The organism is Agromyces excoecariae (genome assembly GCF_051715505.1).
Lineage (GTDB): Bacteria > Actinomycetota > Actinomycetes > Actinomycetales > Microbacteriaceae > Agromyces.
The window spans coordinates 147,934-172,384 of sequence record NZ_JBPSLA010000011.1; the positions used below are offsets into that span (position 1 = coordinate 147,934).

21 protein-coding genes are annotated in these 24,451 nt (G+C 71.7%); 7 read left to right on the top strand and 14 right to left on the bottom strand.

Annotated features, from left to right (window positions below):
* The first annotated feature begins 2 nt into the window (after window positions 1-2).
* The 4 genes from ACSJD1_RS10945 (at window position 3) to ACSJD1_RS10960 (ending at window position 5,795) form a co-directional block, all read left to right on the top strand.
* On the top strand, window positions 3-1,175 hold the full coding sequence (locus ACSJD1_RS10945; RefSeq protein ID WP_438855336.1) for a glycosyltransferase family 4 protein: 1,173 nt from the start codon (window positions 3-5) through the stop codon (window positions 1,173-1,175).
* Between the two features lie 85 nt (window positions 1,176-1,260).
* Window positions 1,261-2,448 carry a UDP-galactopyranose mutase gene (glf, locus tag ACSJD1_RS10950; protein ID WP_438855337.1) on the top strand — a complete coding sequence of 396 codons (1,188 nt, stop codon included), beginning with the start codon at window positions 1,261-1,263 and terminating at the stop codon, window positions 2,446-2,448.
* Between the two features lie 19 nt (window positions 2,449-2,467).
* Window positions 2,468-4,468, top strand: a complete 2,001-nt coding sequence (locus tag ACSJD1_RS10955) for a DUF6541 family protein (RefSeq protein WP_438855338.1) — start codon at window positions 2,468-2,470, stop codon at window positions 4,466-4,468.
* A gap of 34 nt (window positions 4,469-4,502) precedes the next feature.
* Complete coding sequence (locus ACSJD1_RS10960; RefSeq protein ID WP_438855339.1) at window positions 4,503-5,795, top strand: nucleotide sugar dehydrogenase; 1,293 nt, start codon at window positions 4,503-4,505, stop codon at window positions 5,793-5,795.
* Window positions 5,796-5,831: 36 nt separating this feature from the next.
* On the opposite strand, the gene ACSJD1_RS10965 is transcribed toward ACSJD1_RS10960, so the two are convergent.
* Together ACSJD1_RS10965 and ACSJD1_RS10970 are read right to left on the bottom strand one after the other, a co-directional pair.
* A complete protein-coding gene (locus ACSJD1_RS10965; protein ID WP_438855340.1) occupies window positions 5,832-6,905 on the bottom strand; it encodes a glycosyltransferase in 1,074 nt (357 codons plus the stop codon).
* Entirely contained in the window at window positions 6,898-7,983 is a 1,086-nt protein-coding gene (locus ACSJD1_RS10970) for a glycosyltransferase (RefSeq protein WP_438855341.1), read from the bottom strand. The genes ACSJD1_RS10965 and ACSJD1_RS10970 overlap by 8 nt, the downstream gene beginning before the upstream one ends.
* A 43-nt stretch (window positions 7,984-8,026) precedes the next feature.
* Here ACSJD1_RS10970 and wecB point away from each other — a divergent pair, with 43 nt between their 5' ends.
* Complete coding sequence (gene wecB, locus ACSJD1_RS10975) at window positions 8,027-9,094, top strand: non-hydrolyzing UDP-N-acetylglucosamine 2-epimerase (RefSeq protein WP_438855342.1); 1,068 nt, start codon at window positions 8,027-8,029, stop codon at window positions 9,092-9,094.
* Here wecB and ACSJD1_RS10980 read toward each other — a convergent pair.
* The 6 genes from ACSJD1_RS10980 to ACSJD1_RS11005 form a co-directional block, all read right to left on the bottom strand.
* On the bottom strand, window positions 9,086-10,216 hold the full coding sequence (locus ACSJD1_RS10980; RefSeq protein ID WP_438855343.1) for a glycosyltransferase: 1,131 nt from the start codon (window positions 10,214-10,216) through the stop codon (window positions 9,086-9,088). The genes wecB and ACSJD1_RS10980 overlap by 9 nt on opposite strands.
* On the bottom strand, window positions 10,213-11,379 hold the full coding sequence (locus ACSJD1_RS10985) for a glycosyltransferase family protein (RefSeq protein ID WP_438855344.1): 1,167 nt from the start codon (window positions 11,377-11,379) through the stop codon (window positions 10,213-10,215). The genes ACSJD1_RS10980 and ACSJD1_RS10985 overlap by 4 nt, the downstream gene beginning before the upstream one ends.
* Complete coding sequence (locus ACSJD1_RS10990; RefSeq protein WP_438855345.1) at window positions 11,376-12,467, bottom strand: glycosyltransferase; 1,092 nt, start codon at window positions 12,465-12,467, stop codon at window positions 11,376-11,378. Before ACSJD1_RS10990 ends, ACSJD1_RS10985 begins: the two co-directional genes overlap by 4 nt.
* 92 nt (window positions 12,468-12,559) lie before the next feature.
* The gene (locus tag ACSJD1_RS10995) at window positions 12,560-14,911 is read right to left on the bottom strand and encodes an FG-GAP-like repeat-containing protein (protein WP_438855346.1); all 2,352 of its coding nucleotides are present in this window, start codon (window positions 14,909-14,911) and stop codon (window positions 12,560-12,562) included.
* Between the two features lie 135 nt (window positions 14,912-15,046).
* A complete protein-coding gene (locus tag ACSJD1_RS11000; RefSeq protein ID WP_438855347.1) occupies window positions 15,047-15,889 on the bottom strand; it encodes a glycosyltransferase in 843 nt (280 codons plus the stop codon).
* On the bottom strand, window positions 15,886-16,833 hold the full coding sequence (locus tag ACSJD1_RS11005) for a glycosyltransferase (RefSeq protein WP_438855348.1): 948 nt from the start codon (window positions 16,831-16,833) through the stop codon (window positions 15,886-15,888). Before ACSJD1_RS11005 ends, ACSJD1_RS11000 begins: the two co-directional genes overlap by 4 nt.
* 141 nt (window positions 16,834-16,974) lie before the next feature.
* Between ACSJD1_RS11005 and ACSJD1_RS11010 the strand changes: the two genes are divergently transcribed.
* Window positions 16,975-18,114, top strand: coding sequence for a glycosyltransferase (locus ACSJD1_RS11010; protein ID WP_438855349.1), 1,140 nt, complete (start codon window positions 16,975-16,977; stop codon window positions 18,112-18,114).
* 58 nt (window positions 18,115-18,172) lie between these two features.
* Here ACSJD1_RS11010 and ACSJD1_RS11015 read toward each other — a convergent pair whose 3' ends face one another.
* From ACSJD1_RS11015 to ACSJD1_RS11025, 3 genes are all read right to left on the bottom strand, one after another.
* Window positions 18,173-19,549, bottom strand: coding sequence for an LCP family protein (locus ACSJD1_RS11015; RefSeq protein WP_438855350.1), 1,377 nt, complete (start codon window positions 19,547-19,549; stop codon window positions 18,173-18,175).
* Window positions 19,546-20,013: a 5-(carboxyamino)imidazole ribonucleotide mutase gene (gene purE, locus ACSJD1_RS11020; RefSeq protein ID WP_438855490.1), complete on the bottom strand. Its 468-nt coding sequence runs from the start codon at window positions 20,011-20,013 to the stop codon at window positions 19,546-19,548. The genes ACSJD1_RS11015 and purE overlap by 4 nt, the downstream gene beginning before the upstream one ends.
* A 114-nt stretch (window positions 20,014-20,127) precedes the next feature.
* On the bottom strand, window positions 20,128-21,270 hold the full coding sequence (locus tag ACSJD1_RS11025; protein ID WP_438855491.1) for a 5-(carboxyamino)imidazole ribonucleotide synthase: 1,143 nt from the start codon (window positions 21,268-21,270) through the stop codon (window positions 20,128-20,130).
* A 66-nt stretch (window positions 21,271-21,336) separates the two neighbouring features.
* Here ACSJD1_RS11025 and ACSJD1_RS11030 point away from each other — a divergent pair, with 66 nt between their 5' ends.
* Window positions 21,337-22,002: a GtrA family protein gene (locus ACSJD1_RS11030; RefSeq protein ID WP_438855351.1), complete on the top strand. Its 666-nt coding sequence runs from the start codon at window positions 21,337-21,339 to the stop codon at window positions 22,000-22,002.
* Here the strand turns inward: ACSJD1_RS11030 and ACSJD1_RS11035 are convergent.
* The 3 genes from ACSJD1_RS11035 to ACSJD1_RS11045 all read right to left on the bottom strand — a co-directional run bounded on the left by ACSJD1_RS11035 (window position 21,969) and on the right by ACSJD1_RS11045 (window position 24,348).
* Window positions 21,969-22,823, bottom strand: coding sequence for a DarT ssDNA thymidine ADP-ribosyltransferase family protein (locus ACSJD1_RS11035; protein ID WP_438855352.1), 855 nt, complete (start codon window positions 22,821-22,823; stop codon window positions 21,969-21,971). The genes ACSJD1_RS11030 and ACSJD1_RS11035 overlap by 34 nt on opposite strands.
* A gap of 117 nt (window positions 22,824-22,940) precedes the next feature.
* Entirely contained in the window at window positions 22,941-23,501 is a 561-nt protein-coding gene (locus ACSJD1_RS11040; protein WP_438855353.1) for a PH domain-containing protein, read from the bottom strand.
* A 7-nt stretch (window positions 23,502-23,508) separates the two neighbouring features.
* A complete protein-coding gene (locus ACSJD1_RS11045; RefSeq protein WP_438855354.1) occupies window positions 23,509-24,348 on the bottom strand; it encodes a biotin--[acetyl-CoA-carboxylase] ligase in 840 nt (279 codons plus the stop codon).
* Window positions 24,349-24,451 lie beyond the last annotated feature (103 nt).

Below are 24,451 nucleotides of genomic sequence, written 5' to 3' on the forward strand. Positions count from 1 at the left end.
CGATGGCGGACGCTCCTCGGATCCTCATCGCCTCGCGCCTGTTCGCGCCCGAGGTGAGTGCAGGCGCGTTCCGGCTCCGCGCGCTCGCCCGCGGCTTCGCGCGCCGCGGCTGCCGCGTCCGCGTGCTCACGACGACGCCTCCGTCGACCGCGCCCGCGGGCTCCGTCGACGAGCCCGGAGTCGAGGTGTCTCGCTTCCCCGTGCTCCGGGACCGCGGCGGCAACGTGCGCGGGTACGTGCAGTACCTGAGCTTCGACATCCCCCTGTTCTTCCGGCTCCTGTTCGCGCGGTTCGACCTGGCCGTCGCCGAGGCGCCGCCGACGACTGGCCTCGTCGTCTCGGTCGTCAGCGCGCTGCGTCGCAAGCCGTACGCGTACTACGCCGCCGACGTCTGGACCGACGGCGTGATCTCGATGGGCGCCCCGGGCATCGTCGTCCGGATCATGCGTGCGGTCGAGGGCGCGGTGCTCCGACGCGCCGCGAGCGTGCTGTCCATCTCCGACGAGGTGACCGACCGGCTCATCGAACTCGGCGCCCGCCGCGAGCGGATCGCGACGGTCGGCAACGGGGTCGACACGGGGCTCTTCTCGCCCGACGGTCCGGCGAAGGCCGACGACGGCCCCTACCTCGTCTACACGGGGACGATGTCCGAGTGGCAGGGTGCCGAGCTGTTCGCGAAGGCGATGCCGTCGGTGCTCGAGCGGCACCCGGACGCCCGGTTGCGATTCTTCGGACAGGGTGCGTCCGAGCCCGTGATCCGCGCGGAGGCGGCGCGGGTCGGCGGCGACCGGATCCTGTTGGGAGGCGTCGTGCCCCCGGCCGAGGCCGCCGGCTGGATCCGCGGTGCGGCCGCTGCGCTCGTCAGCATCGTGCCCGGCATCGGCTACGACTTCGCTCGGCCGACGAAGACGTACGCGGCCGCGGCCTGCGGCGCGCCCGTGATCTTCGCGGGAACGGGCAGCGGCGCCGCCCTCGTGCGCGAGCACGGCCTCGGTGAGGCGGTCGACTTCGCGCCCGAGGCCGCTGCGGAGGCCATGGTCCGGGCGATCGAGGCGTGGCGCTCCGGCGCGACGGATGCCGGCCGCACTGCGCGGGCGAGCTGGGTCCAGGAGAATGCGTCGCTCGACGCGGTCGGCGAGGCCGCGGCCGCGGCCGTCCTGGGCGCGGTCGAGTGAATCGCGGCATCGGCGCGGGCTCACGGGATTCGCGGATGCGCCGTCGAGTACCCTTGATCGTCGTCCCGAGAGGAACCCCCACCCTGTGAACACTGACCTGCTCGTCGTCGGATCCGGCTTCTTCGGCCTCACCATCGCCGATCGCGCCGCGCGCGAACTCGGCCTCCGCGTCACCGTCATCGACCGTCGCCCGCACATCGGCGGCAACGCCTACAGCGAGGACGAGGCGGAGACCGGGATCGAGGTGCACCGCTACGGCGCTCACCTCTTCCACACCTCGAACGAGCGCGTGTGGGAGTACGTCAACCGGTTCACGACGTTCACCGACTACGTGCACCGCGTGTACACGCAGCACCGCGGCGAGGTCTTCCCGATGCCGATCAACCTCGGGACGATCAACCAGTTCTTCCGCTCCGCGCACGGACCCGATGCCGCCCGGGCACTGATCCGGGAGCAGGCCGGTGAGCTCGCGGGCACCGATCCGCAGAACCTCAACGACAAGGGCATCCAGTTGATCGGGCGCCCCCTGTACGAGGCGTTCATCAAGCACTACACCGCGAAGCAGTGGCAGACCGACCCGAGCGACCTTCCGGCGGAGGTGATCTCGCGCCTCCCCGTCCGCTACACCTACGACAACCGCTACTTCAACGACACCTACGAGGGCCTCCCCACCGACGGCTACACGGCGTGGCTCGAGCGCATGGCCGATCACCCGAACATCGAGGTGCGACTCGACACGGACTTCTTCGACGAGTCGCAGCCCTTCTCGAAGGGCCGCACGGTCGGGCAGGTCCCAATCGTCTACACCGGCCCCATCGACCGGTACTTCGACTACGTCGAAGGCGCGCTGCAGTGGCGCACCCTCGACTTCGAGCAGGAAGTGCTGCACACCGGCGACTTCCAGGGCACGAGCGTCATGAACTACCCGGACGAGGACGTCCCGTTCACGCGCATCCACGAGTTCCGGCACTTCCACCCGGAGCGCGACTACCCGGCCGATCGCACCGTCATCATGCGCGAGTACTCGCGCTTCGCGGAGCACGGCGACGAGCCGTACTACCCGGTGAACACGGCAGCCGACCGCGAACGACTCCTGAAGTACCGCACGCTCGCCAAGCAGGAGAGGGACGTGCTCTTCGGCGGTCGCCTCGGCACCTACAAGTACCTCGACATGCACATGGCGATCGGATCGGCGCTGACGATGTTCGACAACCGGCTCGGTCCCTTCCTCGAGGGTGCCGGCCCGCTCGAGTCCGGCGACGGCGAGGCGTGACCGAGGCGGATCCGCACCCATGAGCTGGCTCGAGGCGCTGCCCGCGGTCGCCCTGGCGATCGCGCTGTTCGTCGTACCCGGGGCGCCGTTCGCGCTGCTGCTGGGGTTGCGCGGCGTGGCGTTCGCCGGAACGACCGTCGCCGCCTCCGTCGGGATCGTCGGGGCGGCCTCGATCGCCGCACCGCTCCTCGGTCTGGATTGGAGCCTGCTCCCCGTCGGCATCGTCACCGTGGCCGCCGCACTGGCGGCGCTCGCAGTTCGCCGATGGTCCCGCCTCACGGATGCCGCCGACGCCGGCCGCTGGCCCGAACTGGCGCCGGCCATCGCGGGCGTGGCCGCAGGCGGCGCACTCATCCTCGCGACCCTCGTGCCCGGCATCGGGTCGCCTCGCAACCCCTCTCAGACCTACGACGCCCTCTTCCACCTCAACGCGATCCGGTGGATCACGGACACCGGAGACGCGTCGCCACTGCACATGACGATGACGACGCCGGCCGCGACGTCGAACTTCTACCCGACGACGTGGCACGGCTTCGCGGCGCTGGTCATGGAGGCGACCGGCAGCGATCCCGTCATGGTCGCGAACTCGCTGACCCTCGTCGTCGCCGCGTTCGTCTGGCCGGTCGCATGCGTGTTCCTCGTTCGTGCGCTCTTCGGCGGACGACCGGTGCTCCTGGTCCTGGCTGGTGCGCTCAGCGCCGGTTTCGCCGCATTCCCCTACCTGCTCTCCTGGTACGGGGTGCTCTACCCCAATTCACTGGCGATCGCGCTCGTCCCGGTCGCGCTGGGGGCCCTCGTCGCGGCGCTCCGGGGGAACGCGCCGCGGATCACCGGCGTCTCCCGAGCGTCCGCGCGATCGGGCTCCGAGCGCGCCGTCATCGATTCCGGGATCTCCCGGCTCGGCTGGGCGGTCGTGTCGAGCGTCGCGATCGGCGCCGCGACGCTCGCGCACCCGAACGCGCTGTTCTCGATCTTCGTGCTCGCCGCTCCGCTCGTGATCGCCGCCTCCGTCCGGTCGTTCCGCGCCGAGACGCGAGCATCACGTCGCGTCGCGATCGTCGTCGCGGTCGTGGCGGTCTTCGCCGTCGAGGCGTTCATCTGGACCCGATTCCAGACCGGCGACAACGGCTGGCCGTCGGTTCGGCCGTTCTACGTCTCGGTCGGCGAGGCGCTGCGCAACGGTCCGCTCGACATCACCGTCGGCTGGGTGGTGACCATCCTCGTCGCGGTCGGCGTGATCGGCGGCCTCGTGCTGCGTCGCACGCCCGTCTGGCTGGTGGCGTCCTGGCTGCTCGCGGCCGTGATGTTCGGTGTCGCGAACGGCTGGCCCGAGGGCGCGCTCCGGACCGCGATCACGGGGCTCTGGTACAACGACGCGTTCCGTCTCGCCGCCCTCGGGCCGATCGTCGCGGTCCCGCTCGCGGTGATCGGACTCGCGCTCGTCCTCGAGCTGGCGTCCGAGGCGATCGACCGCGCCGCCCGTCGTCGCGGATCCGAACCGTCGACGGGCCTCCGTGCCTCCGTCCTCGCGGGGATCGCCGCCCTCGCGGTCATCGGCACCCAGTTCGGGGCGATTCCCAGCATCGACGGCGATCTCGCCGGCTCGTACCGCCTCGACGCCTCGAGCCCGTCGGTGAACCCCGACGAGCTGGCGCTCTTCCGGGACGTCGCCGACCTGGTCCCGGAGGACGCGGTCATCGCCGGGAATCCGTGGAACGGGAGCGCACTCGTCTACGCCTACACCGGCCGGCGAGCACTGTTCCCCCATGTCGGAGGGGCGTACACCGATGCCCATCGCGCCGTGGCGGAGGGCTTGGCCGACGGCACCCCGGAAGCCTGCGCAGCCGCCGCCAGCCTCGGCGTGACCCATGTCATCGACTCGGACGATCGGATGCTGTTCATCGGCGATCCGCGTGCCGAGCAGTATCCCGGACTGACCGACCTCCCGCGCGACCCCGACGGCCTCACGTTGCTGGCCGAACGAGGCGACGCGAGACTGTACGAGGTGACCGGCTGCTGAGGCCCGTCGCGCACACGAGGAAGAGAGCATCACTGTGAAGATCGCCGTCATCGCCCTGGGCAAGATCGGACTGCCGCTGGCCGTCCAGTTCGCGTCGAAGGGGCACGATGTCGTGGGCGTCGACGTCAACCCCAGGACCGTCGAACTGGTCAATGCGGGCATCGAGCCGTTCCCCGGCGAGGCGCACCTGCAGGAGAAGCTGTCGGACCTGGTTCCCGCGGGCCGACTGCGCGCGACGACCGACTACGCCGACGCGATCCCCGGCGCGGACGCGGTGGTGCTCGTGGTGCCGCTGTTCGTCGATGCCGACGCCCGCCCCGACTTCGGCTGGATGGATGCCGCGACGCGATCGCTCGGCGAGCACCTCACCCCCGGCACGCTCGTGGCGTACGAGACCACGCTCCCGGTCGGCACGACTCGCGGGCGATGGAAGCCCATGCTCGAGGAGACCTCCGGACTCGTCGAGGGGCAGGACTTCCACCTCGTGTTCTCCCCCGAGCGCGTGCTCACCGGGCGCGTCTTCGAGGACCTGCGGAAGTATCCCAAGCTCGTCGGGGGGCTCTCGGCCGAGGGTTCGCGATCGGCCGTCGCGTTCTACGAGGCGGTGCTCGATTTCGACGAGCGCACCGACCTGCCCCGGCCGAACGGCGTCTGGGACCTCGGCTCCGCGGAAGCGTCCGAGCTCGCCAAGCTCGCCGAGACGACCTACCGCGACGTCAACATCGGCCTCGCGAACCAGTTCGCGCGATTCGCCCAGAAGTCGGGCATCGACGTCTACAAGGTCATCGAGGCGTCGAACTCGCAACCGTACAGCCACATCCACCAGCCCGGCATCGCGGTCGGCGGGCACTGCATCCCCGTCTACCCGCGGCTCTACCTCTGGAACGACCCCGACGCGACCGTCGTCCGCGCCGCACGCGAGGCCAACCTCGACATGCCCGACTACGCGGTGGGGATGCTCGAGGGCGCCTTCGGCGACCTCTCCGGCGCCCGCGTCGTCGTACTGGGTGCGGCGTACCGCGGCGGAGTCAAGGAGACCGCCTTCTCGGGCGTCTTCGACACGGTGGCGTCGCTGAAGCGTCGCGGCGCCGAGGTGCTCGTGCACGACCCGCTCTACACCGACGAGGAGCTCTCCGGCTACGGCTTCACGCCGTTCCACCTCGGAGAGGAGGTCGACGCCGCGATCGTCCAGGCCGATCACGCCGAGTACCGCAGCCTGGCCGCGGCCGATCTCCCCGGGCTGCGCGCGTTCATCGACGGGCGTCGGGTGAGCTCACCCGAGGCGTGGGGCGACGACGTCGTCTACCGGGTCATCGGCCGCGCCTGACCGATCGGACGCCGCTCCCGGCACGCCGGACATCGCCTACCGGCGTGCCAGGAGCGTCGCGATCATGTAGCGCAGCGGAGCGTCGCGTGCCGCGACGAATCGCAGGTTCCTCGGCAGCACCGCCCCCGCACGTCGGAATCGGCGCCGGGCGAGGGCGCGGCGGTTGAGTTCGTCGTCGACCACCCCGACGTCCAGCGCCGCGTCGACGAGGGCGCGGTCCAGTCGCGAGAGCCGGTCGAGCGCGCCGGGCGCGAACGCCGAGAGGGCGCCGGCGAGCTCGGCGAGGACGCGGCGATCCTCCGCCGTCCACTCGAGCTCGCTGCGATAGAAGAGCGCCCCGAACACGTTGATCCGCCACATCTTCGTCGCCCAGGCGATCCGATGATCGAGCGCGGCTCCGGTCAGCCACGGCGCAGCCAGGAGCGTGGGCAGGTACGCGAGCTCGTCGCCGATCGGACGGGGCGTGAACGTCACGCGCGACGTGGCGTCATCGTGGACGAGGTAGGCGGGTGCGCGACGGGCCAGGCTGATGGACGCGCCAGAGGTCCAGAGCCGTCCGGAGTAGTCCAGGTCCTCCCCCACCCGTGGTCCGACGGCCATGCGCAGGTCGCCGAACCGAGCCCTCGAGACCAGCCCGAGCGGCGCGCTGCGGTAGTGGAGGCGGTCGGCGACCGCGTCGAGCCGCCGGCGACGCAGGGGCCGCGCCGGCGGCGTCGGGATCGGTGCCCCGCCCGCGTGCCGCAGGGGCGGGATCACGGCGTCGGCTCGATCACCGACGGCGACACGCAGCCACGCGTCGATCGCGCCGGGTTCGAGCTCGTCGTCCGAGCCCATGATCGACGTGAAGCGGCCGGTCGCGGCATCCAACCCGGCGTTGAACGGACCGGCCGGACTGGGGATGCCGTCGTGGAGCTCGATCAGCCGGACGCGGCGATCGTCGGCGACCTCGCCGAGCCGCTCCGCGATCAGCGTCCGGTCGAGTCCGTGGCAGACGACCGTCACGCGCACGTCGGCGCGCGAATCGAGCGCCGAACGGACCGCGCGGTCGATCGCCCGCGACGCGTCGTGCACGGCGATGACGACGTCGACGTCGGGTGCCCGCTCAGCCATGCGCGCGCGCCGCCGCTCGATACGCGGATTCGTACGCGGCCGCCCGCGCCTCGGGGCCGAACCGCATCCGCAGCGGCGCCGCGATGTCCTCGGCGGTACGCCCCCTGGCGATTTCGAGCGATCGCTCGACCGCATCGGCGTACGCCGTGCCGGTGCGTTCGCGGACGAGGATCCCGTCCGGCTCGCGCACGAAGTCGCGTTGCCCTCCGTTCGCCCCCACCACGACCGGGCGACCGCTGAGGAGGGCCTCGGCGATCGACACGCCGAAGGTCTCGACCGCGGTCGGCAGCAGGAAGAGGTCGGATGCCTCGAGGGCGCCGAGCACCCCCTCCGGCGCCATCCCGCCCGGGAGCCGGATCGCCTCAGCCACGCCCAGCCGCTCGGCGAGCGCCTCGACCCCCGCGCGCGACGGCCCGTCGCCGACCCACGTCAGTCGAGCGTCGCGACCACGGCGGCGGAGCTCGGCGACCGCCTCGACGGCGATCTCAGGCCCCTTCCTCGGAATGAGACCGCCGACCGCGACGAGCCGGAGCGGGTCCGTGTGATCGGCTCGTGGCGTCGGTCGCTCGGGCGCGTCGACGGCGTTCGGGATGACGTCGACCGCCCGTGAGAGCCGGGACGAGAGGTGCTCGGCGAGCGCACTGCTCACCGCGACGAGGACGTCGGGACGTCGCATGAGCCGCATGGCCGCGGCGAGGCCCAGTCGCGTCGGCAGCCCGACCGTCGACGTGTCCAGGAGCGCGGACCAGTGCTCGGTATGGACCCAGGGAATGCGGACGCGCACTGGCGCGAACGGCAGCAGCGCGGACGGCGACATCGTGTGGACGAGATCGTATCGCCCGAGTCCGGCACGCAGTGCACGGGAGGCCCCGAGGATGTCGAGGGGATTCGAGGTCGACATCGGCAGGCGACGCACACCGGGCGTGGCATCCGCCGCCCCCACCGCGCCATGCGGGTGCAGGTGGAGCACGTCGACCTCGTGCGCGCGACGGAGCAGCTCGACGTCCCGGCGCACGAAGACCCCGGAAGCCGGTGCGACCGCGGACGGGAACCACGTGGTGACGACCAGGACCTTCACCCGAGTACGCTAGCACCGGCCCGGGCACGTAGAATCGAGGCCCGTGAAGGTCATCAGCGTCGTGGGCGCCCGCCCCCAGTTCGTCAAGCTCGCCCCGATCGCCCACGCGGCCTCCGCCGCGGGCGTCGACCACGAGATCGTGCACACCGGACAGCACTACGACCCGATGCTCTCGGACGTCTTCTTCGAAGACCTCGGCATCCCCGCACCCGACGTCCACCTCGGCGTCGGATCGGGCAGCCACGGCGTGCAGACCGGCGCGATCCTCGGCGCGCTCGACGCGGTGTTCGAGGAGCATTCCCCCGATTGGGTGCTCGTCTACGGCGACACCAACTCGACGCTCGCCGCGGCGCTGAGCGCCGTGAAGCTGCACCTCCCCGTCGCACACCTCGAGGCGGGCCTTCGCTCGTTCAATCGGCGCATGCCCGAGGAGCACAACCGGGTGCTCACCGACCACGCCGCAGACCTGCTCCTCGCGCCCACGGACGTCGCCGCCGCGCATCTCCGGGACGAGGGCCTCGGCGAACGGACGGTCGTCGTCGGCGACGTGATGACCGACGTGCTCATGCAGGTCCGCGACGCGCAGTCGGGCCGGCCGGTGGCGCTGATGGAGGAACTGGGCCTCGCGCCCGGCGGGTACACCGTGGCGACCATCCACCGCGCCGAGAACACCGACGATCCGGCGCGGCTGCGCATGATCACGAGCGCGCTCTCGGCGATGGACCACCCGGTCGTGCTCCTCGCGCACCCGCGCGTGGTCGCTCGCGCCCAACAGCACGGGATCGACCTCGACGCGGGTTCGCTCGTCTCGCACGCGCCGCTGGCCTACCCCGACCTGATCAACGCGGTACTGTCCTCACGCGCCGTCGTCACGGATTCGGGCGGACTCCAGAAGGAGGCGTTCCTGCTCCGCGTGCCCTGCACGACCGTCCGGACGGAGACCGAGTGGGTCGAGACGATCGAGCTCGGGTGGAACGTCCTGGCCAACAGCGCCGAGGCGATCTTCGATTCGGCCGCACGGGCCCGACCGAGCGCCACGGATGCCACGCCCTACGGGGACGGCCACGCTGCCGAGCGGGTCATCGAGGAGCTCGTCCGGCACTCACGCTGAGCGGTCGCGTCCGGCGAGCGCGTCGATCGCGCGACGCCAACCCGCGACCTGGCTCGCGCTCGAGAGTTCACGGGCGGCGGCATCCGATGCCGCCTTCCACCGACCGACGCTGCTCGCGTCCATCCGATCGATCGCCGCGGCCAGCTCCTCCACGCCGAAGCCGGACGCGACCGTGCCGATGGCGTACCGCTCGACGACGTTCGCCATCTCCGGCGACGGGCCGATCAGCACCCCGAGTCGCGCTTGGACGTAGTCGAAGAGCTTGTTCGGAAGCGCCCATCGGTTGTTGAAGCTGGTCGGCGGCAGCGCGTGGATGCCGACGTCGTATGCATTGAGGGTGGAGGAGAGCTGCGCATACGGCACCGGCGGATGCAACGTGACCCGGTCGGACTGCCTCCGACGCAGTTCCTCGATCAGGCTCGGGTCGTTCTCCGTGAGGTACAGGTCGAGCGTCACCGGCGTCTTCGCCGCCTCGACCGCATCGACGAGCGTCATGATGTTGCGGTCGCGCAGCCCGGCCCCGCTGTGTACCAGGCGGATCCGGTCTCCCACCGGCCCCGGCCGTGCGTCGACGAACGGAGCGGCGTTCGTCACCACCCCCGCGTCGATGCCGAAGACCCGGCGGTACTCGTCCGCGATCCCCTGGCCGACGGTCGTCACGGAGTCGGCGCGCGTCGCGAACCGGCGGACGAGCCAGGTCATCAGCGGGCCGAGGAACAGCCGCCAGACGAGGACGTCCTCCTTCTGCTTCGGTGCGTACTCGTGGAGGTCGGCGTGCACACCGCGCGCCGGCGCGAGGCGGAGCGCGATCGGGACCGTGTCGACGTCGTCGGCGAGGACGATGTCGAACCGGGAACCCTCGAGCATCGACCACGCGGCCGCGACCGCGGGGTTGGTCCAGTACGCCCGCCGGAACCGTCGCAGCACGACGGCGGCCTTGTCGTATCGCCAGGCACGCGCGTCGTCGGGCAGCTGCAGGTGGCGGACCACGCCCTCCGGCGCGGGTCCGTATCCGCAGGTCGTGACCTCGTAGTCCCCCGTGAACTCGGTGATTTGCTTGAGGACTCTCGCATCGGAGACGAGGTTCGAGAACGAGAGGATCAGGAGGCGATCGCCGCTCATGCGCGTGCTCCGTCGGCGATCGCCTCGAGGCATTCGCGCCAGACGTGCACCTGCTCCTCGGCCGACATCGACCTCGCGGCGGCGTGCGAGGCGGCCTTGTAGCTGCGGACCGCCTCGGCGTCGAGTCCGTCGAGGACGCCGACGAGGCCGTCGACGTCGAAGTCGTCGGCGACGACGCCGAGTCCGCGCTCGCGGACGTACCCCGCCATCTCGGCGGACGGGCCGACGATGACGCCGAGTCGAGCCTGCACGTAGTCGAACAGCTTGTTCGGAAGCGCCCACTCGTTGTTGAAGTTCACCGGCGGGAGCACGTGGACGCCCATGTCGTAGGCGTTGAGCGTGCGGATCAGGTCGCGGTACGGGACCGGGTCGTGGAGGGTGACGCGGTCGCTCTTCTCGGCCCGCGTCCGGATCTCCTCCAGGTGCCCCGGATCGTTGGGCGTCAGGAAGAGGTCGAGCGTGATCGGCGTCGCCGCACGCTCGACGCCCTCCACCAGGGTGAGGAGGTTCCGGTTCCGGAGGCACGCCCCGCTGTGGGCGATGCGGATGGTGCCATCCGCCACGGCTCCCGGTTCGAGGTCGGCGTAGGGCGCCGCATTCGTAACGATGCGCGGTTCGAAGCCGAACTGACGGGAGTACTCGCGGGCGAGCCCACCGCTCACCGTCGTCCAGGACCTCGCGCGGGCGACGTACCTCCGGCACACCCACTCGTGGAACGGACGGATCCGGCGGTTCCAGGCCCGGTTCTCCTCATGGAGGCGAGGAGTGTACTCGTGCAGGTCCGCGTGGACGCGGTCGGCGCCGACCGCCGCGATGGCGAGGGGGACCGCTTCGATGTCGTTGGCCAGCGCGAGGTCGAAGTCCCCCTCCTGCAGGGCGTCGGCGACCCACTTCACGCCGGGCTGGCTCCAGTAGGCGCGGCGGTACTGGCGGAGCGTGATGAGGCGACCGTTCAGGGCGTCGGCCGGCCGATCGTCCGGGATGCGGACATGCCGCTCGACGCCGTCCGGTGCCTCGCCGTATCCCACGGTCGTGACTCGATGGCTCTCCGAGAACAGGCGCACCTGCTTGAGCACGCGCGCGTCGCCGGCGATCGGCGAGAAGGACAGGATCAGGAGTCGCGGCGTCATCTCGCCTCGCTCACCTCCGTTGTTCTGGTTCATCGCGGCCACCCGATGTACCGCAGGGTCCGGCGCAGATCCGCCTCTCGATGCATGGCGTACGAGAGGTTCCGGGGAAGGAGTCGCTGCACCCTGCCTGCCGTCGGCCGGGCGAGACCCGCGGCGGTGAGCTGATCGGGATCGACCGCGCGTTCGAGGAGCGGATCCACGATCGCGCGATCGCGACGGGACAACGGTGCGAGCGCGCCGGGAGCCAGGCGCAGGCCGCTTCCGACCAGACGGCGGTACGCGTCCGCCTCAGGAGTCCCGATGGCTCCCGCGGCCGCGTTGCGCACGACGGAGCCGACCAGGTGGATCCGGAGCGTCTTCACGACGATCGACAGGCGCTGCGCCGGACCCAACGCGGCGACCCACGGTGCGTCGAGGAGTTCCTGGAAGGGACCGAGCTCGTCTCGGACCTCCTGGCGTGTGCTCGTCACCCGGTCCTCGGCATCGGCGCCGATCACGTAGCACGGGTCCGAGGGGTGGAAGTCGATGCGATCGGCGAGGTTCCACAGCCTCGTCGAGAACTCGACGTCTTCGCCGCTCCGATGACCGACGGAGAAGCCGAGGCCGAGCCGATCGATCGTGTCGCGCCTGATGAGCGCGAGGGGTGCCGTCCGGTACGCGAGCCGGTCGCGGACCGGGTCGAGTCGTCGGGACCGGCCGCGCCGGACCAGGGGGTTCGGCATCACGCGCCCGTCCTGGTGCCGGATCGGATAGAGCACGGCATCGGGGGCGTCGGCAGCCGCATGTCCGACCAGGGAGTCGATCGCCCCGCGATCAAACCGGTCGTCGCTGCCCATCACTCCGACGTACGTCGCCTCGGCGATGGCGACGCCGTGGTTGAAGGGTCCGGCCGGGCTGGGGATGCCGTCGGCGAGCTCGACCCAGCGGACGGGTGCGTCCGCGAACCGTCCGATCGTCTCATCGAACGCCGAACGCGGGATGTTGTGGCAGACGACCGTGACCCGGACTGCGCCCGCGGCGGCGGCCTCGGACCCGACCACCGACCCGATCGCACGCGCGACGGGACGACGCGCGTCGTGCACGGCGATCACGATCTCCGCGAGCGGTACGTCGACCGTCACGAGTCAGACCTGGCGCAGAACACCCGCCAATCCTAGCCCGGCCCGGGACGGCGGTTCGCGCCGCCGGTTCGCTCTGCCGCGAAGCGCGGGACTCAGCCGATGAGACGCATCCCGGACCATCCGAAGCCGATCGTCCGAACGGTCAGCCATCCGCCGTCCCCGTCCCCCGGGTAGAGGCGGAGGTCGCCCTCCGACGTGCGCGCGAGCACGTCGGATCGCTGGTCGCCGTCGAAGTCACCCGGACTCGACACCCACGTCATCCCGAGCCAGCCGTTGCCGATCTGCGCGGGCGCCCGGTACCCGCCGGTGCCGTTGCCCGGGTAGAGCCGCATCTCGCCGGTCGAGGTCACGGCGATGAGGTCGGACCGGCCGTCGCCGTCGAAGTCGCCGGGACTGAAGAACTCCCGGATGTCCTGCCACCCGGTTCCGACCTGCCCGCGCGCTCCGAAGCCGCCCGAGCCGTCGCCGGGATAGAGCCAGAGCACGCCGTCCGCATCACGGGCGAGGAGGTCCCACCTGCGATCGCCGTTGGCGTCGCCGGCGGCCCGGACCGCGGTGAAGTCGCCCCACTCGGTGCCGATGAGCCGGCGCTCGGCGAAGGACCCCCCGCCGCGGCCCGAATACAGCCACAGGGCGCCGGATGCGTCGAGGCCGATCAGGTCGCGCTGCCCGTCGCCGTCGAAGTCGCCCGCACCGAACAGCGATTCGAGGTCGCCGAACTCGCCGGTCACCGCCCGTCGGGCGAGCCATCCGCCCGAACCGTCGCCCGGGTAGATCCAGGTCGCGCCGTCGCTGCTCTGGGCCACGACATCGCTCGCACCGTCGCCGGTCACGTCGCCGACGCCGGTGGTGAGCGCGGACGCCCGCCCGGCGACCGCGCCGGGACCCGCGATCACCGTCATCCCGGACCAGCCGCTCCCGACCCTGGCCCGCGGGAGCCAACCGCCTCGGCCGTCGCCCCGATAGAGCCAGAGCGAGCCCGCACCGTCTCGCGCGAGCACGTCCTGCGCCCGATCGCCGTCGAAGTCGCCCGGGCTCGTGATGGCGGTCATGCCGGACCAGCCCGTTCCGATCCGCTTGGCCCCGTTCCATCCGCCACGGCCGTCCCCGCGATAGAGCAGGAGCCCGCCGTCCTTCGCTCGCGCGATCACGTCGGCTGCGCCGTCGCCGTCGAAGTCGATCCCACCGAAGAGCACGTCGAATCCCTGCCATCCGACGCCGACCAGGCGCGGCGGGGCGAGCGTGCCCGTTCCGTTGTTGGCGTGAAGCCAGAGTCGTCCGTCCGTGCTGCGGCTCAGGACGTCCTGTGCGCCGTCGGAATCGAAGTCGCCCGCGGCCAGGATCGCGTCTCGTCCGGAGAAGTCCCCGGCGACGGCGACGCGGGGCCGGAACCGGCCGTATCCGTCGGTGGGATAGATCCAGAGGCGGTCCGAGCCGTCCAGGGCGAGGACATCCCGGTGCCCGTCGCCCGTGAGGTCGCCCGCTCCGATGACGACGCGCATGCCGCCCCAGCCGATGCCCGTCCGCACCGGCGGGTGCCACGATCCGCGCCCGGTGCCGGCGTACAGCCGCAGGTCGCCCTCTGAGTTGATCGCGTACACGAGGGGGATGGTGTCGATGGGGACGTAGGTCACCGCCGCGGGCGCGCTCGTCGAGCCGAACCAGTCAGTGAAGATCCGCCAGAAGTTCCGGTTGCCGTAGCTCGAGCAGGAATCCCCCGTACCGTACAGGTTCGCGAGCGACGCGGCGTTCGGCCGGTAGGGGGTGTAGATGTAGAGGCCCGCGGTCGCCTGGTTCTGGATGTACACCTGCGACGACCCGCAGGCGGTGTTCGGGTGCCAGAGGATGGTGTTGTAGCGCCCGGCCTGATAGGCCCGGATCGTCGGGTTCGCGCGGTACTTCCGGAACTGCCACGCGGCGTTGTACACCTGGTTGAAGAATCCGTAGTAGACCGCGTCGCAGTCGGCGGTGTCAGGGCAGCCGTACCCGGTCGCCGACCGGTACTGCCGCGAGGACGGCGTCGAGTCGCTGATCAGGCCCTGTTCCTTCTCGATCAGCACGATGAGCGATCGCGGATTGATGCCGCAGGCCCGTGCGACCTTGTAGATGATGAGCGCGGCCGTCTCGCTCCCCTGCCCGGTGTAGGCCGCGCAGCCCTCGCTGCGCGCCGGCTGGCTCGTCGTCGACTGGCTGTAGTCCTTGAGGCACACGTACCCGCTCGCGCAGTTCGGCACCCTCGCGTTCAGGAAGCTCTGGATCGCCGAGACGCTCATCGCCGAGCTGTCGTAGAAGACCGCGTCGCTGATGATCATGCCCGCATTGAAGTCCTTGGGATCGGCCTGCGCGCTCGCCGCCTGGGGCTGCGCGACCTGGACCGTGATCGCGCCGGCGACCAGCGCGAGTGCGACCGCTCCCGCGGTCAGGATCGCCCGGATCGACGCCATGCCCTCCCCCGCATCTTCCCGAATGGCGGGACACGGGGCCCATGGTACGGGCGGACCCGGGTCCGCCCCGGCGAACCCGGCTCGGCGCGTCGGATCACGATCCGATCGCGGTATCGCCTCCGCCGGGCCGACCGCTCAGCCGCGGTCGGTGCCGTGGCCCCGGGCGATGAGCCGGCGATAGGCGCGTCGACGCACCGGTTCCGGGACGAATCGGTAGGTGCCTCGGATGAGCACGTTGCGGACGTACTGGACACGGGTCGTGAACCCGATCCGACGGAGGGCCCTCTGCAGCGCGATCTCGCTCCGCCACTGGGCACGACCGCCGCGCCGCGCGTAGGCCCCTTCGCCGACGCGGTACATCACGAGCGCCTCGGCGATGTTGCCGACACGCGCGCCGGCATGGATCATCCGGGCGAACAGCCAGTAGTCCTCCATCAGCCCGAGGGGCTGGTATCCGCCCGCGCGCTCGACGGCGGATCGCCGGTAGACGACGGTCGGGTGGCTGAACGGATCGTGGAATCGCGCGTAGCGCTCGATCTCGGCCTGCCCGGTGCGCGGCACGCGGCGGCCGACGATCGAGCCGTCGTCGTCGAGGAACTCGAGCATTCCCGTCCCGACGAGGTCGAGGCCGTCGCGTTCGATGAGTGGGAGCTGGGCGGCGAAGCGCTCGGGGAGCGAGATGTCGTCGGCGTCCATTCGAGCGACGATGTCGTGCTCGCTCAGCGCGAGGCCGGTGTCGAGGGCCGCGGCGAGGCCGGCGTTCTGCTCGATGCGATGGTGCACGACCGGGACGGGCGATTCCGCGATGGCGGATTCGATCGCGCCCTCGAGACCCGGCGACACCGGGCCGTCCTGGACCAGGACGACCTGCGCCGGCCGACGCGACTGCCCACCGACGCTCGACGAGAACGCCTTGGCGAAGTGGACGGGATGGTCGCCGCGGTAGACCGCCATGAGCAGCGTGAAGGGTTCGGTCACGAGCGCTCCACCGCCGCGACCGCCGCGCTGGCTCGTCCGAGCCCGGCGAGCGCGACGGAGTTGGGGCGCGGTCGGAACCTCGTGCCGTCGCGCCATCCCCTCCGCCATCCGTCGGCGAGCGTCGCGCGGTCCTTCGAGCGGATGACCGTCCGCAGCCATCGCACGACGCTCGACCCGCCGTACAGCACCTTCTCCCACGGCGCGAGGCTCCGCGAGCGGCGGAACATCCACAGCTTGTTCCGCACCTCGTAGTAGAAGCGGTGACCCGGATCGGCATCCGTCGCGCCGAGCACGCGCGTCTTGTGAACGACGACCGAGGACGGCACGTGCACGCCGTGCCGGCCGCGAAGGGCCCGCGTGGAGTACTCGAAGTCGTCGTTCCAGATGAAGTAGTCGGCGATCGGCAGCCCGATCTCGCGCACCACGTCGGCACGGACGAGCATCGAGACGAACGACGTGCTCCGGATCGGGATGCTCCCGCGCGCACCCGCGGCGCGCCGCTCGCGCGCGCTCGCGAACGGCTTCGGCCGAGGAGTGTTCATGGGGTGCTCGGTCCCGTCGAACCACTCGACCCGCGACCCGGCCACGACGAGGTCGGTCCCGTCGACCGCTGCGAGCAGTTCGGCGAGCGCCGTCTCGGACGGGACGGTGTCGTCGTCCATCAGCCACAACCAGTCGGGCGTGCCGTCGACGAGCGCGGTCGCCATGCCCGCGGCGAATCCGCCGGCGCCACCGGTGTTGCGATCGAGTCGGACGAGGTCGACGAACGGGCCCGCTGCGCGTGCCACGTCCGCCGAGTCGTCGGTGGAGGCGTTGTCGACGACGACCGCCGAGGCGAGCGGGCTCGTCTGCGCCGCGAGGGCCGCGAGCACCTCTGAGAGCAGGTCGCGTCGGTTGTAGGCGACGACGACGGCGACGACGCGCGGGTCAGGACGTGAAGGCATCGACTCTCGGATTCGCTCGGAGGGGGACCCATCCATCTTGCCCTGTCCGCACGGCATCGGCTGTCCACACCGATCGCCGAGCCGGCGGGCTGCGAGGCGGCCGACGGTACAGTTGACGCCGACCGACTTCGAAGGAGGGGCATGCCCACCACGCTCCGGATGATCGTCGACCAGCTCATGGCGCCGGTGCCCGGCCCCGTCGGGCGGTACACCGAGGCGCTCGGCCGAGCCCTCATCGAGACCGCGCCGACCGGTTGCGACGTGGAGGGCATCGTGTCGAGCTCGTTGCCGCGCGACTACGACCGCGTCATGGAGGCGCTGCCCGGACTGGCCGGACTCTACAAGTCGAGCCTCGCACGACGCGACCTCGCTGCCGCGTGGCAGTTCGGTGTCACGACCTCGCCCGGCGGCGGCATGATCCACGCACCGAGCCTGTTCGCCCCGCTCCGACGGCACGATCGCACGGCCGGTACCGAGCAGGTCGTGGTGACGGTCCGCGACCTGCTGCCGTGGACGCACCCCGAGTCCCTGACATCGACCTCGGTCGCCTGGCAGAAGGCGATGCTGAAGCGCGCACGGAAGCACGCCGACGCCATCGTGGTGCCGACCCACGCGCTCGCCGAACGACTGGCCGACATCGCCGACTTCGGCGACCGGATCCGGGTCATCGGCACCGGGCCTCGTCTCGGGCTCCGCATCCCGCCCGCTGCGTCGGATATCGCCCGCGAGCTCGACCTGCCCTCGGCCTACCTCGTCGCGGAGGGCACGCTCGAGCCGCGGAAGGGACTCGTCGACCTGCTCCAGGCGCTCGGACGGCCGGGTGCACCCGACATCCCCCTCGTGGTCATCGGGCCGGAATCGTACGGCGACCAGCACCTCGCGACCGTCGCCGAGGAGTCGGGCGTGGCTCCGGGCCGCGTCCGTTCGATCGACACCGCCGATGCGGGCACGCTCGCCGTCCTGATCGCCGGGGCGACCGCCTTCGTGGCGCCCAGCCACGACGAGGGCGACGGCACCGCGATCATCGAGGCGTTCACGCTCGGCACGCCGGTGATCCACTCCGATGCGCCCGCGTACGCGGAGGTCGCGGCCGATGCCGGCCTCTCCGTGCCGGTGGGCGTGGGCGGCGGATACGTCGATGGGCTGGCTGCGGCGGTGACGGCGATCGTGGAACGCCCCGACCTGGCCGACCGCCTCTCGATCGCCGGCGGCGACCGCTCGAACGCCTTCGACTGGCGCGACTCCGCGGAACGGGTCTGGCAACTCCACGCCGACCTCTGACCGCGAGCCCGGCCGCGGTCAGAGCCGGTCCAGCCACGCGGGTCCAGCCCCGGCGGGTTCAGCCCTCGGCGGGTTCGGCGGTGGGCTCGGCGGTCACCGGCAGGAGGGCCTCCTGCACCATCGCGTGGATCACGTCCCAGTCGGGGTCCGCCGGGTCGATCCCGCTGGTGGGCGTGAGTTCCAGCGTCTGGACGGGGAGTTCCCGCGTCTTGCCCGCGAGGTCGACGAAGTAGCCGAGCATCGACTGCGGGATGTCGGTCCTCACCGTCTCGGCGCCGGCTTCGGCGACGGCCTGGAACTTGGTCAGCACGTTCGTGGGCGTGAACTGCAGGAGGATCGCCTCCTGCAGCACCCGCTGACGTTCCATGCGGTCGTAGTCGCTCGTCCCGTGCCTCGCCCTCGCGTACCAGAGCGCGGTGTACCCGTTCATGTGCTGCGGCCCGGCCTCGACCCACCCGTCGACGTTCTGGAGGTTCTCGTCGCCTCCGATCGGCAGCCGCTCCTCGACGGTGATGTCGACGCCGCCGAGCGCGTCGATCAGCGCCTCGAAGCCCTGCATGTCGATCAGGACGTAGTACTGGATCGTGAGGCCGGTGACGCCCTCCGCGGCGTCGCGCATCCCCTCGATGCCGGGTTGGCTGCCCTGGGCGGCCGCGTCGGGGTACATCTCGGGGCTCTTCAGCTCGACCTCGGTGTAGATCGAGTTCAGGAGGCAGACGTCCACCTCGCACCCGTCGATCGAGCCGTACCCCTCCGGGTAGACGGCGGCGAGCGGGGAATCGGACGGGAAGGGGATGTCCTCGAGGTCGCGAGGCAGTCCGATGAGCACGGCCTGTCCGGTCGTGGCGTCGATCGAGGCGACGGTCATCGAGTCGGGGCGCATCCCCTCCCGGTCGGGTCCGGAGTCTCCGCCGAGCAGGAGGATGTTGTAGCGGCCGTCGACCGGGGGTTCGCTCGGACCCGCGACGAAGACCGACGACAGGAACCCGCTCGCCGTGGTCGCCACGTAGGCGCCGTAGGCCGCGCCCCCGGACACGAGGACCATGACGGCCGCCGCGAACAGGGCGATCCATGCCCGCGCGGACGGTTCGGTCTTCACGAGGCGAACGAGCCGCAGGGTGTCGAGGGTCAGGACCGCCCAGAGCACGCCGTAGAACACGAGGGCGAGCGCGATGACCCAGAGGAACACGCTGTTGGAGACGAGCGTGAAGAGCACCGTCGGTGCGACGAACCGGAGCACGATCGCCACGATCGCGAGCGCCCACAGTGCGAGCGTGGCCCCGAGGCCGATGCGACCGAGCCGGTGGTTGCCGGCGAGCGACTGCGCCGACCCCGGGATCAGGATGTTGAGGCCGACGAGCCACCACCCGCGCCGCGTCATGAGCGGGCGCGAGCCGGTGTCCGGATAGCGGATCGGGCTCTCGGCGAGGCTCATCGGCTCGACTTCAACCGTTCGTTCTTCTCCTCGACGAGCGCCGCGAGCGAGGCTGCGTACTCGGCGAGCGAGGCGGTCAACGCCTCGTCGGACGTCGCGAGGATCTTGACCGCGATGAGCCCGGCGTTCTTCGCGCCGCCGATCGACACGGTGGCGACCGGGACGCCGGCGGGCATCTGCACGATCGACAGCAGCGAGTCGAGCCCGTCGAGGCGCGCGAGGGGCACCGGCACGCCGACGACGGGCAGCGTCGTGACGGATGCCAGCATGCCCGGCAGGTGGGCGGCGCCGCCGGCGCCGGCGATGATGACGCGGATGCCCCGGGCCGCTGCCTCCTTGCCGTAGGCGATCATCTTCTCCGGCGTGCGGTGCGCAGAGACCACCTCGACCTCGTGCGGGACGCCGAACTCGTCGAGCAACTCGGACGCGTCCTTCATCACGGACCAGTCGGAGTCGGAGCCCATGACGACGCCGACGAGGGGGGCGGTGGGGTTGCCTGCGATCACCCGATCGATACTAGGGCCGCCGACTGCGAGTTCCCCGCAGCGGCGCTCCGCCCGACGGGGAGCGGACGCGCCTCAGTCCTGCAGCGCCGCGGCCGCCGCGCGCGCCTCGTAGACCGCGTCGTCGAGGTCGTCCCCGATCGCCGTCACGTGGCCGACCTTGCGGCCGGGCCGCGGCTCCTTGCCGTAGTTGTGGATCTTGACGGTCGGGTGCGACGCGAGCGCCTCGGCGTAGCGGTCGGCCAGCTTTCCCTCGGCCGGCCCGCCCAGGAGGTTCACCATGACGGCCCATTCGGCGTGGCATCCGGTGCCGCCGAGCGGGAGGTCGAGCACGGCGCGCAGGTGCTGCTCGAACTGGCCGGTCGTCGCACCGTCCATGCTCCAGTGCCCCGAGTTGTGCGGCCGCATGGCGAGCTCGTTGACGAGGACGCGGTCGTCGGTGGTCTCGAACATCTCGACGGCGAGGACGCCGGTCACGCCGAGGCCCTCCGCGATCGCGACCGCGACGTCGGCCGCCACGTCCGCCAGCCGCCCCGCCGAATGCGGCGCGGGCGCGATGACCTCGCTGCACACCCCGCCGACCTGGACCGTCTCGACGAGCGGCCAGGCGACGACCTCGCCCGACGGCCGCCGGGCGACGAGTTGCGCCAGTTCGCGGCGGAAGTCGACGAGCTCCTCGACGAGCAGCGCGCCGTCGCGGCCGTCCTCCGCGATCGCGGCGAACCACTCGGCGACCTCGGCCGCGCTGCCCACGACGCGCACGCCCTTGCCGTCGTAGCCGCCGCGCGGCGTCTTCACGACGGCCGAGCCGCCGTGTTCGGCGATGAACGCGTCGAGCTCCTCGGCCGTCGACACGCGCGCCCAGTCCGGCACGGGGAGGCCGAGCTCGGACAGGCGATCGCGCATCAGCAGCTTGTCCTGCGCGAAGCGCAGGGCATCCGGCCCGGGGTGCACCGGGATCCCGGCGTCGACGAGGGCGCGCAGCACGTCCTGCGGCACGTGCTCGTGGTCGAACGTGACGACGTCGACCTCGCGAGCGAACGCCAGCACCACGTCGACGTCGGTGTAGTCGCCGACGCGGTCGGCCGCGAGGCCGGCGGCCATGCCGTCGGCCTCCGCGAGCACCCGCAGCTCGACGCCGAGCTCGATCGCCGCGGGGATCATCATGCGGGCCAGCTGCCCGGCGCCGATCACTCCGACTCGCACGTGACGCACCATCCGTTCCCGCGACGCCGGTCGCCGCGACATCCCAGTCTAGGGCGAGGCGCTCGGTAGGATCGTGGGGTGCCCGAGACCCTCCGCGCCCTCGCGTCCCGGGCGTGGCACGGGTTCCTGGCCTACGTCGTCAAGTTCGGCGTCGTCGGGCTCATCGGGCTGGTGATCGACGTCGCCCTCTTCAACGCGTTGCGCGTCGGGCTCCTCGGCACCGACACGTGGGCGCAGACGGCGATCGGTGCGAAGACGATCTCGACGAGCGTCGCCATCATGTTCAACTGGCTCGGCAACCGCTACTGGACCTTCCGGCGGCACCGGCGTCGGCACGTGCTGCGCGAGTTCGCCGAGTACCTCGTCGTCTCGCTCGGCGGCATGGCGATCTCGCTCGCCTGCCTCTGGGTCAGCCACCACGTGCTCGGCTTCACGAGCCTGCTCGCCGACAACATCTCGTCGAACGTGATCGGACTCGGGCTCGGAACGGCCTTCCGGTTCGTGCTGTACCGGTACTGGGTGTACGGGCACCATCGCAGCGACGGGCTGTCGAACCTCGCCCGCGTCGAGGAGGCGCAGCGGTCGCTCTTCGAGCAGCCGCCGCTCGAGGCGGCACCGCTCGCGCACGCGGTGCCGCCCGCGGCGATGCGCGGCCCGGGGTCGACCGCGGCCGCGACGGACGGCTCCCGCCCGAGTTCCGCCGACCCGGTTCAGTCGGTCGAGCCGAGGAACCACGGCGGATAGACCGCGACCCTCGTCTTCGCGCCGACCGCGTTCAACGCGGCGCGCACGCGATCGCGCACGCGGTCGTTGGACACCGCGATGAGCGCGATCCGCTCGAGCGGCACCCGTCCGCGCACGAGCAGTTCGCCCGTACGCAGACCCTCGCCGTCGTCGGCGAGCGTGAGCCGCACGATCGCCCGGGAGACCGCCGCCCAGTCGGCTGCGAGGTCGGCGCCGCTTACGGCGGCATCCGTCCCGCTCACCACGACCTCGCCGTCGGTCTCACGCCGGGCGCCGACCGCCGCGGAGACGGAGGAGACCAGGATGACGTGGTCGGCCGCGGCCCGATCGACCGCTTCGGCCGCGAGGCGCGGATCGGGGGTGCCGGTGCGGATCGCGTCCCACACGTGCGCATCCGTGCTGAACAGGAAGGGCACGTACTCGGCCACGGCGGCCTCGACTCCGGGCACGCTCGCGCTGCGACGGTACTGGCGCGCGGCGGGAGCGGCGATGTCGACCGCGGGCGCTGCCGGCGGATCGCCCGCGTCGGCGAGGAGGGCGCCGGCGCCGAGGATCCGCCCGAGGTTCTCCACGTGGGTCACGTGGTAGATGCGCGTGGCCCCCACGTCGACCGGCGCCGCCGATGCGGCCCCGGCCGTCCGCGACGGGCGAGCGGATGCCCCCGGCGCGGCGCCGCCCGCGACGGTGCGCTCACGCGCGGTGGTGCGACCGGTCGTCGTGCGCGCCGCACGCGACGGCTTGGGCTTCGCAACGGGCTCGGGCGGGGGCGAGCAGATCGCGCAGAGTCCCTCGTCGAATCCGTGGATGCATTCCTCGCCCAAGTGGTCTCGCCCTTCCGTGCCCGACGGCCCGCTCGACGTGCGCGGGCCGCGGACCAGAGTACGCGCTCCACCCTCGCGCCGTATCCACGGACGCCGTTCGCACGGGGTCGCCGGATCTCAGCGACCGCCCCACGGAAGCGAGTCGGACGTCGCGAACGCCGCCGGCCTGGCCGCGGGGCCGACCGCCGGACCGCCGAGCGCGTGCGCCTCGGCCATGAGCTCGTGCAATGCGGCCTGCACGGTGAGGGGCGCCGGGACGTCGCGGACGACCACGGCCACCTCATGGCCGGTCTCGAGCCGCACGTCCCCCGAGCCCGAGACCCGCTGCAGCCACGACCGGGTGACCCGGACGTCGTAGCCGGTGCGGTGCCAGAGCTCGCGTCGGACCCGCACGAAGAGCCCCCGTCGGACGATGACCCGACGCGTGGTGATGGTCGTGCGCGAACTCAGCCACCCGAGGTACGGCAGCAGCGCGCCGAGGACCACGATGAGCGCGCCGCCGACGATCGCCGCGAGGCGGGGCCATCCGTCGTCGAGCCAGGGCACCGCGTAGGCCGTCGCCCCGGCCACGGCGATCAGCAGCAGCGCGGGGAGCACGAGGATGCGACCGTGGCGGCGCACCCGCGCCACGACGCGCTCCGCGCCATCGGGCGCGGGGACCTCGGCCGTCTGCCCCATAGGCCCATTAATACCTCAGGTGCGTGACGTCCCCCGCGGCGACAGCCTGCGCATCGCCGTTCTCGTCGTCGCGCACCACGAGACGGCCGTCGGGGTCGATGCGCTCGGCGAGACCCACGAGGTCGCCCCCGCCCGGGAGCTCGACCCGCACCCGCTGCCCGAGCGTGCCGCACAGCCCGGTCACGCGATCGGCGACGCCGCTCGCGTTCGGGTCGCCGGCGGCGCCGGCGAAGTCGGCCGTGAGCCCGAGCAGCCGCTCCAGGTAGTCGGCGAGCACGGCGTCGGCATCGGGCCGCACCCCCGTCGCCAGCTGGAGGGATGTCGACGTCAGGGTGGGGAGGTCGTGCTCGTCGAGCGTGAGGTTGAGGCCCGCCCCGATGACCACGGCGTCGTCGTCGACGAGCTCCGAGAGGATGCCGCAGACCTTGAACCCCGACACGAGCACGTCGTTCGGCCACTTCAGCCAAGCCTCGACGCCGCCGGTGCCGTCCTCCTCTCCGCCTCGGTCGACGGATGCCGCGGCCAGCGCACCGCGGACCGCCTCGGTCATGGCCGCACCCGCGATGAGCGGGAGCCAGCCGAGTGCGTCTGGCGGGAGCGGCGACCCGCCGAGCTCGCGCGGGCGGATCAGGACGGAGATCGCGAGGGTCTTCCCCGTCGGCGCGAGCCAGGTCCGGCCGAGCCGACCGCGACCGTGCGTCTGGTCGTCGGTCACGACGGTCGATCCGTGCCGCCAGTTCGCGGCATCCGCACCGGTGACCCCGTCGCGGACGACGTCGTTCGTCGACCCGGTCGAATCGAGCCACTCGAACCGCGGCACCGCTCGTCTCGAACGCTCCCAGTCCATGCGACCTCCCGTTCCCTCGAGGTTCAGGGTAGTGTCCGACGAGGTCGGGTCGGTGGCGATCACCACCACGCACGGACGGCTTTTTGTGGGAAACCCTCAACGA